This is a genomic window from Xanthomonas rydalmerensis, assembly GCF_033170385.1.
GTDB lineage: Bacteria > Pseudomonadota > Gammaproteobacteria > Xanthomonadales > Xanthomonadaceae > Xanthomonas_A > Xanthomonas_A rydalmerensis.
The window spans coordinates 157501-170832 of record NZ_CP126170.1 but is presented as its reverse complement, the minus strand read 5'-3'; the positions used below and the strand labels follow the sequence as shown (position 1 = coordinate 170832).

Below are 13332 nucleotides of genomic sequence, written 5' to 3'. Positions count from 1 at the left end.
CCCAGCGCCCTCTCCCGGGGTTCGCGAATCCCCAATCCCCAATTACGAATCCCAGCCTTATGAGCCGCAAACACGCCTTCCAGTTCCTCGACCTGCCGCGGCAGATGCCGCAGCGCATTCCGGTGGAACTGCGCACCTCCGGCGACTGGAACGAGCTGTACGGCAAGTTCGACAAGGCCGATGCGCAGTACCAGGCCGGGCGCTGCCTGGATTGCGGCAACCCGTACTGCAGCTGGAAGTGTCCGGTGCACAACGCCATCCCGCAGTGGCTGCAACTGGTGCAGGAAAACCGCATCGAAGAGGCCGCGGCGCTGTGCCACAGCACCAACCCGCTGCCGGAAGTGTGCGGCCGGGTGTGCCCGCAGGATCGCCTGTGCGAAGGCAGCTGCACGCTGGAGGAGTTCGGTGCGGTCACCATCGGTGCGGTCGAGAAGTACATCGTCGACACCGCGCTCAACAACGGCTGGCGCCCGGACCTGAGCCAGGTCGAGCCCACCGGCAAGCGCGTGGCGGTGATCGGCGCCGGCCCGGCCGGGCTGAGCTGCGCCGACCGTCTGGCCCGCGCCGGCATCCAGGCGGTGGTGTACGACCGCTACGAGCAGATCGGCGGATTGCTGCAGTTCGGCATCCCCAGCTTCAAGCTGGACAAGAGCGTGATCGGCAAGCGCCGCGAGGTGCTCGAAGGCATGGGCGTGCAGTTCCGGCTGGGCGTGGAGATCGGCCGCGACGTGAGCCTGGAGCAGCTGCTCGGCGAGTACGACGCGGTGTTCCTGGGCACCGGCGCCTATCGCTACACCGATGGCGGCCTGCCCGGCCAGGATCTGCCCGGCGTGCTGCCGGCGCTGCCGTTCCTGGTGCAGAACAGCCGCATCGTCGGCGGCAACGATCCCTGGGGCCGGCCGATCGCCGGCTGGGAAGACAAGATCGCGCTGCCCGACCTCAGCGGCAAGCGCGTGGTCGTGCTGGGCGGCGGCGATACCGGCATGGACTGCGTGCGCAGCGCGATCCGCCTGGGCGCGGCCAAGGTCACCTGCGCCTACCGGCGCGACGAGGCCAACATGCCCGGCTCGGCGCGCGAGGTGGCCAATGCACGCGAGGAAGGCGTGCGCTTCCTGTTCAATCGCCAGCCTCTGGCGGTGGAAGCCGACGCTGCCGGCAACCTGGTCGGCGTGCGTGTGGTGCAGACCCGTCTGGGCGAGCCGGACGCGCGCGGACGCCAGGCGGCGGTCCCGGTGGAAGGCAGCGAATCGCTGCTGGACGCGGACGTGGTCATCATCGCCTTCGGCTTCTCGCCGAGCGTGCCCGAGTGGCTGGCCGCGCAGGGCGTGGAAGGCACCGTCAACGGTCGCATCCTCGCCGGCGGCAGCGAGCCCGACGGCAGCGGCCGCCTGCCGTACCAGACCACCAACCCGAAACTGTTCGCCGGCGGCGACGCGGTGCGCGGCGCCGATCTGGTGGTCACCGCGGTGGCCGAAGGCCGCGACGCCGCGGCCAGCATCGCCGAATGGATCGGCAACCGTCTGCCGGTGACGACCCAGGCCGCTGCCTGAGCGAACGGCGACAGCGACGACGACGGAAAAACTTGCTCGACTAGGGGATGCGGCCGAAGGCCGCGTCGCCCAACCGCGGTGCCATGCAGTCGCCGAGATACTGTGATGCCTGGATCGGTCGGCCTCCAGCAGCGTCACCAGCGCCTGCGCGCTGGCTGCGGCGTCGGCCACGTCGAGCACCACCGCCTCGTCGCTGCCGCCGGCGGCGACGATCGCCTCCACCGCCGCGGCGCACGCAGCGTCGCTGGCCTAGCGATCATCCCTCCACCGCTCAACCTTCGCTGCGCCCAACTGGCGCGCAGACGGTGGACGCAGTGCCGCGACGGCGGTCACGCGCCGCTGCCGGCTGCACCACGCACGCGCCGTGATGCAGCAAACGTCCGCGCGCGGCGTGTCTGCGCCAGGTGAATGCCGGGCTAACACGGGTGCATGCAGGCTGGCGATCACGGGGGCGATCCTTGCACGCTTGCGCCTGCCGCTCCGCACTCCCCCGACGCGGACGGCGCCTCCCCCTCACTCCAGGAAGCTCCCCCATGTCGCTTTCCTCGTCGTGTTCCCTGCGCTGGCGTTCCCTGCCGCTGGCGCTGCTGCTCGCCACCGTCGCCTGCAACGCCGCCGCCGAAGGCCGCAGCGTGCTCAAGTACGCCGGCGTCAACCTGTCCGGCGCCGAGTTCAACTCCGGCAAGAAACCGGGCGTGCTGTACAAGGACTACACCTACCCGACGGCGACCGACTACAGCTACTTCGCCAGCAAGGGCATGAACACCATCCGCCTGCCGTTCCTGTGGGAGCGCCTGCAGCCCACCGCCAAGGGCGAGTTCGACCCGGCGCAACTGGCGTTGTTGAAGAAGTCGGTGGAGCAGGCCAAGGCCAACCACCTGTACCTGATCCTGGATCCGCACAACTACGCCAAGTACAACGGCGCGCTGGTCGGCAGCGAGGGCGCCCCGGACGCGGTGTTCGCCGATCTGTGGCGGCGCTTGGCCAAAGAGTTCAAGGGCGACGACAACGTCATCTTCGGGCTGATGAACGAGCCCAACGCGGTGTCCTCGACCGACTGGGCCAGCGCGGCGCAGGCGGCGATCGACGCCATCCGCAAGGCCGGCGCCAACAATCTGATCCTGGTGCCGGGCACCGCCTACACCGGCGCGCACAGCTGGCGCAGCACGTCCTACGGCACATCCAACGCAGTGGCGCTGCAGCCGCTCAAGGATCCGCGCAACCGCATGGCGTTCGAAGCGCACCAGTACCTGGACCGCGACAACAGCGGCACCAAGGGCGAGTGCGTCAGCGCCACCGCTGGCGCCGAGAAGCTGGCCGGGTTCGTCAGCTGGCTGCGCGAAAACAAGAAGGTCGGCTTCATCGGCGAGTTCGCCACCGCCAACACGCCCACCTGCAACCAGGCGCTGGAGAACATGCTCAGCTACATGCAGAAGAACGACGACGTGATCCTGGGTTGGACCTGGTGGGCGGCCGGCGCGTGGTGGAAGCCCGACTATCCGTTCAATGTGCAGCCCGGCAAGGACGGCAGCGAAAAGCCGCAGATGGCGATCCTGTCCAAGTACGCCCGCGAGATCACCGGCAAGAAGTGAGCCGCCGTTGCCGGCGCCGCATGCCGGCAACACTTCGCGTATCACCGCAGCACGGCGCACTGGCGTTCGCGCTGCACGCATGGTGCAGCGCGATCCAGTACCGGTTCGCGCTGCCAATAGCCGCACAGATCCATGCATGCGCGCATGCAAGGCATCGCCTCGTCCTCGGCAATGCACTACGGTGTCCGCACACCGTAGTCATCAGCCCGGCCTGGCATCTCCCTCGGCCGGGTTCCCCCTCTGATGCCGAAGGAGACCCACCATGATCGCGCGCACCTTGCGGTGGCGTTCGCGGCACGTATCGCGTGCCGCATTGCTGCTTTGCCTGTCCGTTCCGCTGGCGTCGCTGCACGCACAGGAGGCGCTGCGCTTCGCCGGCGTCAACCTGTCCGGCGCGGAGATCGCGCCGTCGAAGATCCCCGGCATCGTCGGTGTCGACTACACCTATCCGCGCAGCAGCGACTACACCTATTTCGCCGGCAAGGGCATGAACCTGCTGCGCCTGCCGGTGCGCTGGGAACGCCTGCAGCCGCAACCGCGCGGTCCGCTCGACGCCGCGCAACTGGCGCTGATCGACGACGCCGTGCAGCAGGCCAAGGCGCAGGGCATGTACGTGATCGTGGACATCCACAACTACGCGCGCTACGACGGCCGCCTCATCGGCAGCACCGGTCTGCCGGTCGCCGCCTTCGTCGACCTGTGGCAGCGTCTGGCGCGCGCCTACGGCAGCGACAATGCAGTGGTCTTCGGGTTGATGAACGAGCCGCACGGCATCACCCCGGCCGCGTGGGCCACCGTGGCGCAGGCCGCCGTCGATGCGATCCGCGGCACCGGCGCCAGCAACCTGATCCTGGTGCCGGGCGCACTGTGGACCGGCGCGCATAGCTGGTACACGCCGGTGGCCGGCGCCTCCAACGCCGATGCGCTGGCCACGCTGCGCGACCCGCTGCAACGCGTGGCGATCGAAGTGCACCAGTACCTGGACGCCGATTCCAGCGGCACCAGCCCGGTCTGCGTGAGCGCGGGCATCGGCGCCGAACGCCTGCGCGCCTTCACCGGCTGGCTGCAGCAGACCGGTCATCTCGGTTTTCTCGGCGAATTCGCCGCCGCCGACAATCCCGTCTGCCGCCGCGCGCTGGACGGCATGCTCGCCGACATCGCGCAGCATCCGACGCTGTGGCTGGGCTGGAGCTATTGGGCCGGCGGCGCCTGGTGGCGCGCCGACTATCCGTTCAACGTGCAGCCCGACGCCGACGGCCATGACCGTCCGCAGATGACGATCCTCGCGCCCTGGGCGCAGCGCATCACACGCTGAGCGCGGCGCCGGCGCAACGACGAACGCATCCGACGACCCACGCGACAGCGTCGCGCGCACCGGCACATGACGTGCGACGTGCAATGCGTCGCACTTTCCTGATGACCACGATCGCTCTGGCATGGCGGTTGCAGCGGTGTGCGATGGCCGCGCACGCCGCATCGCGGCGGCGCCTGTCGCTCTTCCCCACGAAGGATCCGTCATGCCACGCATCGACCACGTTTCCCGTTCCTCGCAATGGCGGCGTCGCGCCGCGCTATGCCTGCTCATGGCCGCTTGCGTGCCATTCGCCCACGCGCAGCAGACGCTGCGCTATGCCGGCATCAACCTGGCCGGTGCCGAGTTCAATTCGGCGAAGAAGCCCGGCGTGCTGTTCAAGGACTATGTGTATCCCACCGACGCCGACTATGCGTACACCGCCGCGCAGGGCATGAACATCGTGCGCCTGCCGTTCCTGTGGGAGCGGCTGCAGCCGCTGGCCAATGGCCCGCTCGACCCCGTGCAGCTCGACGCCCTGCGCACCGCGGTCGAACGCGCCAAGCGCTACGACCTGCAGCTGATCCTGGACGTGCACAACTACGCCAAGTACGACGGCGTACGCATCGGCGGCGACGCGGTCCCGGCGGCAGCGCTGGCCGATCTGTGGCGGCGCCTGTCGCTGGTCTTCGGCAACGACGCCAGCGTGGTGTTCGGGCTGATGAACGAACCCAACGGCCTCGCTTCGGGCGATTGGGCCGGCATCGCACAGGCGTCGATCGACGCGATCCGCGCCACCGGCGCCGACAATTTGATCCTTGTGCCCGGCACGGCCTTCAGTGGCGCGCACAGTTGGAACAGCACCTGGTACGGCGTGTCCAACGCGCAGGCCTTGCTGGCGGTGCACGACCCCGCCGACAACCTGGCGTTCGAAGTGCACCAGTACCTGGATCCCGACTCCTCCGGCACCAGCGCCGCCTGCGTCGGCAGCAGCATCGGCGCGGACCGTCTGCAGGGGTTCACCCAGTGGTTGCGCGCCAACGGCTATCGCGGGTTCCTCGGCGAGTTCGGCGGCAGCAGCGACGCCACCTGCCTGGCCGCACTCGACACCATGCTCGACTACATCCACGCCAACGGCGACGTATGGCTGGGCTGGACCGCCTGGGCCGGCGGCGCCTGGTGGCGCAGCGACTATGCATTCAACCTGCAGCCGGACAAGAGCGGCGCCGACAAGCCGCAGATGGACGTGCTGGCGGTACGTGCGCAGCAGGTCACGCAATGACACCAGCGGGGCCGCGATCGGCGGCGGCGGCACGGCGATCGCATCGCGATTGAGTCTGCGCCGCGATCGGGCGCAGACTGTCGCACCTTTCCCGCACGGATCGACGCATGCGCCTGGGCCTGGCCGCCAACCGACTGCACCACCAGGGCAAGGATGCCGCGCTGTTCCGCTGGCTGCATGCCAGCGAGGCCGGCATCCGCGAGCTGCAGCTCGGCCTGCATGCGGTCGGCCGCACCCACGAGGCGATCGTGCGTGCCGGGTTGTTGCACGGCTATGCCGGCCTCAAGCGCTACCCGTTCGGCCGCGAGGGCGGACTGATGAAGCTGGTGGCCGAAGTCGTGGGCCTGGAAGGCGCCGAGCGCACCCTCGACGGCGCGATCTACCTGATCGATCCGGTCGACCCGTCCTCGATCTTTCCTGAGGCGATCGCACTCAAACGCCAGTGCGTGATCCACGGCAAGCCGTTCATCTCCACCGTGGCCAGCGCCCGCGACTGGGTGGAGATGGAACGCATCCACGCTGCGCTGGCTCCGGACCGCCGCGCCAACGATCTGTACGCGCTGCAACGGCAGACCCTGGCGCTGATCGCGCACGATGCGATGAAGCCGCAGATGCTGGCCTTCGCCAGCGAACATTTCGATCTGCTGTCGCGCTTCGCCGAGCGCGTGGCCACCGGCACCACCGGACAGCGGCTCAACGAACTGGCCTGGAGCCGCGGCTGGCCGCAGGGCCAGCCCTGGGTGCACCGCTACCAGAGCGGCCCGATGGGCGGCGACGCGCAGATCGCCGATCGCGTGCTGGAACGGCGCTGCCACCGCGCGATCTTCTTCGAGGATCCGCATGTCGCGCGCCAGCACGAAGCCGATATCCAGTTGCTGGAGCGCGCGGTGACCACGGTCACCGACAGCGCCGTGTGCATCACCTCGCCGGCGATCGCCGCACGCTGGGCGCAAGCCGCCGACCGCCGCCTCGCGTCTGCCTGACGTTCCTCCGGTCCCGCGCGATCGCAGCACGCGCGGACCGCCGACAGGTCACGCCGTGACGCCGCGTTGTCGTGCGTGACCGCGCGCACAGTCACCGCGATGTCACGCCGATCGCCAACACTGCCGCGCCTGTCCAGATCCCAGGGGGGATCCCATGTTGCGTTTCACCCTGCGCCTGCTGCTGCTCGGCGCGGCCACGCTGTGCGCGCTTCCATCCGCGTCTGCGCAACCGGCCGAGCGCCTGCGCGTGCACGGCTCCAACAGCCTCGGCGCGCGGCTGATGCCGGCGCTGGTGGAATCCTGGCTGCAGAGCATGGGCTACCGGCAACTGCAACGTCGTCGCGTCGATGCGACCACGCTGGAGATCGCCGCGGTGCGCGACGATGCGCCGCTGGTGGTCGAGATCGCTGGCACCGGCTCGGCCGCCGGCATCGCCGACCTCGTGCATGGTGATGCCGAGCTGGCGATGCTGGCGCGCCAGCCCGACGCGCGCGAGCGCGAGGCCGCCTGGCAGCTCGGCGACCTCGCCTCGCCCGACCAGCAGTTCGTCGTGGCCCTGGACGGTGCGCGGGTCCTGGTCGCCGCCGACAACCCCATCGCCACGCTGAGCGTGGCGCAATTGCGCGACATCCTGAGTGGACGCGCGCCCCGTTGGTCGCAAGTCGGCGGCGCAGACCTGCCGATCGCGCTGCATCGTCGCGCCACGCCCGGCGGGCTCGACGACTTCCTGCGCGAACGTCTGGCGCTGCCCGCGCTGCGCGCGCCGGGAGATGTCGTGCATGCCGACCTGACCGAGGCTGCACGCGCCGTCGTCGGCCATCCCGAGGCACTGGCGATCGTCGGACTGACCACGTCGGTGCCGGCCGGCACGCGAGCGCTGGCCATCGCCGACGGCGGTGCCGCCGTGGCCCCGAGCGCGGCCGCAGTGCGCGGCGAGGACTATCCGCTGGTCCAGCGCTACAGCCTGTATGGCGGCCAGATGATGTCGGCGCTCGGCCGCAGCCTGGCCCTGTATGCGATCGGACCCCAGGCGCAACAGCTGGTGCGTCGGCTCGGCCCGATCTCCCTGGCGATCGACGTGGATCCGGCCACGCTACAAACCGGGACCGCTGCTGCCCGCGCGGACGCTGCCTATGGCCAGGCAAGCACCGGCGCCCGGCGCCTGACCACCACGCTGCGTTTCAGCCTGCAGTCGCTCAATGGGATGTACGAAGCGCGCAGCGCCCAGGACCTGGACCGGCTGGTCGCCTTCATGCAACAGCCGGCAATGCATGGCCGCGCCCTGGCGGTGATCGGCTTCGCCACACCCGACAGCGCCAACCGCCTGTACCCGACCATCGCCAGCAACGACCGCGCCGACGTCGTCGCCGCGTACCTGGTGCAACGTGGCGTCGCGGTAGAACGCGTCCGCGGCCTCGGCGCGCTGCGTCCGCTGGTCGGCGGCGAGGACGCGGAGGCCAAGGCACGCAACGAGCGCGTCGAACTCTGGTTGCTGGATCGGGCCCGGTAGGGCGGTGCGTTGCAGAGGGTGAATGGATGCTGGTGATCGGGCACATCGACGCAACGGAACATCGAACGAGACATCGCCCGCCCCCTCATCCGCCCTTTCGGGGCCTCCCCGAAAAGGGCCGCGGTCCCGGGAAGAGAACGGAACGCGAAAGCCCCTCTCCCATCGGGAGAGGGGTTGGGGTGAGGGTACGGAGCGCGAAGCGCCCTCGCTGGCGGACGATGCGAGGCTTGGCGCCTTGCCAGTCATTCAATGGCCATCGTGCCCATGCGGCGATGCCCCACAAACGACGTGGTGATCCAGCATGACGTCACCTTCTCGGCAGCCGACAGCCGGCAGCCGAGAAGGCGATCAGCACGCCTCATCGGGGCGATCCGGTCATGGAGCGGCTTCGGGCGGGCCTGACAGGGCAGGCACGCCTAGACTGAAGCCACTGCTGCTCCGTGCCCTCACACCGCGTAACGGCACGCATGTCGCCGCCACAACGATTCGGCGCACGCCGCCTCAGATCGGGAGAAAGCAGCCTGGCGCGCATGACGCCGCGCTGGCGCCGATACGCCCAATCGCCATACACGAACCGGCGAGCATGCTGACCACCGTGCTCCCGCACCCGGGCCATCCCCCATTCACCGCACGGCGCCTACAGTCGCCCGACAATGCTCGCGCACCTGGCTCTGGAGATCGCCATGCCTCGCTCATCGCACGCCATGCTCGGCATGGTGCTTGCCGGACTCTCGCTGACGCACAGCACTCCGGCCGCTGCAGTACAGCGGCTTTGGCCGACCACAGCACAATGGCAACAGTTGCATGCGTCAGCAGCAACCGACCCAACCTGGCGCGAGGTCGAGGCGACGCAGACCCGGCTAGCCGATACGGCACGCGCACAGGGCGCGCATCCGCTCGACAACCTGAGCACCGGCGGCCGCCTGCATGGCGATCCGGTGAAGGCGGCGACCGAAGCCAGCCTCGGCGATATGGCACGCATCCAGGCACTGGCCCTGCGCTTCGCCTTGCAGGGCGAGCGCGCAGACGCGCTGGCCGCGGGCGACCAACTTGCGCAATGGGCCGCGCGCAACGTGCCCAACGGCAACCCGATCGACGAGACCGGGCTGGAACCGGCGATCTTCGCCTACCGCATCGTCCGCCCGGCGCTGCCGGACGCGCAACGCCGCGCCATCGACGCGTGGATGCGAAAGATCGCCGACGCCGAAATCGGCTCGCGCGATCTCAAGCGCAAGACCGCCACCAACAACTGGCACAGTCACCGCCTGAAGACCGTAGGCATGATCGGCGCCGCGCTCGACGACACCCGCTTGCTGGACTACGCCCGCACCGGCTTTCGCCAACAGATCGCCGACAATCTGCTGCCCGACGGCCGCAGCATCGATTTCGTCGAGCGCGATGCGCTGTCCTATCACGTCTACGACCTGCGCCCGCTGGTGACGCTGGCGCTGCTGTTCTCCGAACGCGGCGAGGATCTGTACCATTGGCGCGCGCCGAACGGCGCATCGCTGGCGCGCAGCGTCGACTGGCTGCTGCCGTATCTGCGCGGCGAACGCAGCCATGCCGAGTTCGTCGGCAGCCAGGTGCCCTTCGACAAGGCGCGCTCGGACAACGGCGAAGCCGGCCACGTAATCGGTGCGCCGTACGCAGCGGAGGGCGCGGTACCGTTGCTGGTGCTTGCGGCGGCCTACGATCCAGCCTGCGCGCGCCTGGCCCAACAACTCGGCCACGGCACATCGTCCTGGCGTTTGGGGATCAGCCTGTTGCCGGACAAGGCACGGTAGCGCGGCCCCCTCGTGGCGCCGCGGTTGCGCCGGGCGCCGACTCGCTGGGCGCCCGGCTGGACGCGAGACGCCGCCGGATGCAGTGGCGTTCGGACGGGATTGAATGGCGGCTGATCGCACGGGACCTGGTGCCGGGCAGCAAGGCTGTTTAATTGAGCCGGCAGCCTGTCGCGCTGTGCATCCGGGTGGCCCTGGCGATCTGTTCGGTAGGCCGCAGAGCCCCTTGTCGGCACCCGCCACCCAGGATGCCGTCGCATGTCTTGCCGCATCCGTCCCTGCCGGCGCATCCCACTGGTTCAGCGCTTGCCATCGAGGCGAGCCAGCTGCCTTACAACGCCATCAGGGCGATCCGTGAAACGCACGGTGCAGAAGACGACGTGACCGTGGCAGCGACCACGATGGCGGCGGCAGTCGCAGGTATCCGGTGGGTGCAGGTCTGCGTGGCTCCGGCGGTTGGGCCGATTCTACGGCGCGGTCATGCCGTTGCAGCGAGGGAAGCCAGTTGCATGATCGGCGCAGGATCAGGGTCGCAGCAGAGGGCGTGAGGTCGCCGCTGGTGCTGTGGTTTACGGCCGACGCGGCGGCGTTCGCGTGACTGACGCAGCAATCGCATGGATCGAAGTTTTTTTCGCGCAATCGCTTTTTTCTCGCGCAATAAAAAATCCCCGTCCTTTTGGGACGGGGATTTGGGGTAAAGCCCCTGGCGATGACCTACTCTCGCATGGCTTGAGCCACACTACCATCGGCGCAGCTGCGTTTCACTTCCGAGTTCGGGATGGGATCGGGTGGTTCCACAGCGCTAATTTCACCAGGGAGACGGTTGGAGTGTCGCCACGTGCACGGTACTCGGTTGTTGGACCGAGGACGGCATGGGCGCCAGCCTCTCATAGGGTGTGATGTAGCGAGCGAGTGAGAGCGATCGACGTGTGTCGCGCTAAGGGATGCTTAATGAGGAAGCATCTTGAGGTTATATGGTCAAGCCGCACGGATCATTAGTATCAGTTAGCTCAATGCATTGCTGCACTTACACACCTGACCTATCAACCACGTAGTCTACATGGTTCCTTTAGGGGACTTGTGTCCCGGGAGATCTCATCTTGAGGCGCGCTTCCCGCTTAGATGCTTTCAGCGGTTATCGCTTCCGAACATAGCTACCCGGCAATGCCACTGGCGTGACAACCGGAACACCAGAGGTTCGTCCACTCCGGTCCTCTCGTACTAGGAGCAGCCCCTCTCAAATCTCCAACGCCCATGGCAGATAGGGACCGAACTGTCTCACGACGTTCTGAACCCAGCTCGCGTACCACTTTAAATGGCGAACAGCCATACCCTTGGGACCGACTACAGCCCCAGGATGTGATGAGCCGACATCGAGGTGCCAAACACCGCCGTCGATATGAACTCTTGGGCGGTATCAGCCTGTTATCCCCGGAGTACCTTTTATCCGTTGAGCGATGGCCCTTCCATACAGAACCACCGGATCACTAAGACCTACTTTCGTACCTGCTTGATCCGTCGATCTTGCAGTCAAGCACGCTTATGCCTTTGCACACAGTGCGCGATGTCCGACCGCGCTGAGCGTACCTTCGTGCTCCTCCGTTACTCTTTAGGAGGAGACCGCCCCAGTCAAACTACCCACCATACACGGTCCCCGATCCGGATTACGGACCTAGGTTAGAACGTCAAGCACGACAGGGTGGTATTTCAAGGATGGCTCCACTGCAGCTAGCGCCACAGTTTCATAGCCTCCCACCTATCCTACACAGACGAACTCAACGTTCAGTGTAAAGCTATAGTAAAGGTTCACGGGGTCTTTCCGTCTTGCCACGGGAACGCTGCATCTTCACAGCGATTTCAATTTCACTGAGTCTCGGGTGGAGACAGCGCCGCTGTCGTTACGCCATTCGTGCAGGTCGGAACTTACCCGACAAGGAATTTCGCTACCTTAGGACCGTTATAGTTACGGCCGCCGTTTACTGGGGCTTCGATCAAGAGCTTCGCCTTGCGGCTGACCCCATCAATTAACCTTCCAGCACCGGGCAGGCGTCACACCCTATACGTCCACTTTCGTGTTTGCAGAGTGCTGTGTTTTTGATAAACAGTCGCAGCGGCCTGGTTTCTGCGACCCTCTTCAGCTATAGCTCGCACGAGCCACCAAAAAGGGTGCACCTTCTCCCGAAGTTACGGTGCCATGTTGCCTAGTTCCTTCACCCGAGTTCTCTCAAGCGCCTGAGAATTCTCATCCTACCCACCTGTGTCGGTTTACGGTACGGTCTGCGTAAGCTGAAGCTTAGGAGCTTTTCCTGGAAGCGTGGTATCAGTGACTTCGTCTAAAAGACTCGTCTCGGTGCTCGGTCTTAAAGGATCCCGGATTTGCCAAAGATCCAAACCTACCGCCTTTCCCCGGGACAACCAACGCCCGGTACACCTAACCTTCTCCGTCCCTCCATCGCACTTACGCGAGGTGCAGGAATATTAACCTGCTTCCCATCGACTACGGCTTTCGCCCTCGCCTTAGGGGCCGACTCACCCTGCGCCGATTAACGTTGCGCAAGGAAACCTTGGGCTTTCGGCGTGCGGGTTTTTCACCCGCATTGTCGTTACTCATGTCAGCATTCGCACTTCCGATACCTCCAGCGGACTTCTCAATCCACCTTCGCAGGCTTACGGAACGCTCCTCTACCGCGCATCGCTTATCGCGATGCACCCCAAGCTTCGGTTCACTGCTTAGCCCCGTTAAATCTTCCGCGCAGACCGACTCGACCAGTGAGCTATTACGCTTTCTTTAAAGGGTGGCTGCTTCTAAGCCAACCTCCTGGCTGTCTATGCCTTTCCACATCGTTTTCCACTTAGCAGTGAATTTGGGACCTTAGCTGTGGGTCTGGGTTGTTTCCCTTTTCACGACGGACGTTAGCACCCGCCGTGTGTCTCCCATACAGTCCGTCTCGGTATTCGGAGTTTGCAATGGTTTGGTAAGTCGCGATGACCCCCTAGCCATAACAGTGCTCTACCCCCGAGAGGATACATATGAGGCGCTACCTAAATAGCTTTCGAGGAGAACCAGCTATCTCCGGGTTCGATTAGCTTTTCACTCCTAATCACACCTCATCCCCTACCTTTGCAACGGGAGTGGGTTCGGGCCTCCAGTCAGTGTTACCTGACCTTCACCCTGGGCATGACTAGATCACCCGGTTTCGGGTCTACTGCCCGCGACTATGCGCCCTTATCAGACTCGGTTTCCCTTCGCCTCCCCTATACGGTTAAGCTTGCCACGAACAGTAAGTCGCTGACCCATTATACAAAAGGTACGCAGTCACTCTTGCGAGCTCCTACTGCTTGT

7 protein-coding genes and 2 rRNA genes (1 of these 9 only partly in view) are annotated in these 13332 nt (G+C 66.3%); 7 read left to right on the top strand and 2 right to left on the bottom strand.

The features are described from left to right. Positions 1-59: 59 nt before the first annotated feature. The 7 genes from QN245_RS00725 to QN245_RS00695 all read left to right on the top strand — a co-directional run bounded on the left by QN245_RS00725 (position 60) and on the right by QN245_RS00695 (position 9992). Positions 60-1550: an FAD-dependent oxidoreductase gene (locus QN245_RS00725; RefSeq protein ID WP_160964752.1), complete on the top strand. Its 1491-nt coding sequence runs from the start codon at positions 60-62 to the stop codon at positions 1548-1550. 533 nt (positions 1551-2083) lie between these two features. Beyond that, positions 2084-3142: a glycoside hydrolase family 5 protein gene (locus QN245_RS00720; RefSeq protein ID WP_317844277.1), complete on the top strand. Its 1059-nt coding sequence runs from the start codon at positions 2084-2086 to the stop codon at positions 3140-3142. A 262-nt stretch (positions 3143-3404) separates the two neighbouring features. Beyond that, the gene (locus tag QN245_RS00715; RefSeq protein WP_317844276.1) at positions 3405-4457 is read left to right on the top strand and encodes a glycoside hydrolase family 5 protein; all 1053 of its coding nucleotides are present in this window, start codon (positions 3405-3407) and stop codon (positions 4455-4457) included. 202 nt (positions 4458-4659) lie between these two features. Next, complete coding sequence (locus QN245_RS00710) at positions 4660-5715, top strand: glycoside hydrolase family 5 protein (RefSeq protein WP_317844275.1); 1056 nt, start codon at positions 4660-4662, stop codon at positions 5713-5715. A gap of 107 nt (positions 5716-5822) precedes the next feature. Continuing rightward, complete coding sequence (locus tag QN245_RS00705; protein ID WP_317844274.1) at positions 5823-6698, top strand: methylglyoxal synthase; 876 nt, start codon at positions 5823-5825, stop codon at positions 6696-6698. Between the two features lie 154 nt (positions 6699-6852). After that, positions 6853-8208, top strand: a complete 1356-nt coding sequence (locus QN245_RS00700; protein WP_317844273.1) for a substrate-binding domain-containing protein — start codon at positions 6853-6855, stop codon at positions 8206-8208. Between the two features lie 683 nt (positions 8209-8891). After that, positions 8892-9992: an alginate lyase family protein gene (locus QN245_RS00695; RefSeq protein WP_317844272.1), complete on the top strand. Its 1101-nt coding sequence runs from the start codon at positions 8892-8894 to the stop codon at positions 9990-9992. Between the two features lie 698 nt (positions 9993-10690). Here QN245_RS00695 and rrf read toward each other — a convergent pair. After that, a 5S ribosomal RNA gene (gene rrf, locus QN245_RS00690) occupies positions 10691-10805 on the bottom strand. A 158-nt stretch (positions 10806-10963) separates the two neighbouring features. Beyond that, positions 10964-13332 (bottom strand): 23S ribosomal RNA (locus QN245_RS00685) (it continues 511 nt past the right edge of the window).

What these genes read in the sequence shown, in the direction of transcription:
- QN245_RS00725 (WP_160964752.1), top strand. Translation starts at nt 60, where the DNA reads ATGAGCCGCAAACACGCCTTCCAGTTCCTCGACCTGCCGCGGCAGATG.
- QN245_RS00720 (WP_317844277.1), top strand. Translation starts at nt 2,084, where the DNA reads ATGTCGCTTTCCTCGTCGTGTTCCCTGCGCTGGCGTTCCCTGCCGCTG.
- QN245_RS00715 (WP_317844276.1), top strand. Translation starts at nt 3,405, where the DNA reads ATGATCGCGCGCACCTTGCGGTGGCGTTCGCGGCACGTATCGCGTGCC.
- QN245_RS00710 (WP_317844275.1), top strand. Translation starts at nt 4,660, where the DNA reads ATGCCACGCATCGACCACGTTTCCCGTTCCTCGCAATGGCGGCGTCGC.
- QN245_RS00705 (WP_317844274.1), top strand. Translation starts at nt 5,823, where the DNA reads ATGCGCCTGGGCCTGGCCGCCAACCGACTGCACCACCAGGGCAAGGAT.
- QN245_RS00700 (WP_317844273.1), top strand. Translation starts at nt 6,853, where the DNA reads ATGTTGCGTTTCACCCTGCGCCTGCTGCTGCTCGGCGCGGCCACGCTG.
- QN245_RS00695 (WP_317844272.1), top strand. Translation starts at nt 8,892, where the DNA reads ATGCCTCGCTCATCGCACGCCATGCTCGGCATGGTGCTTGCCGGACTC.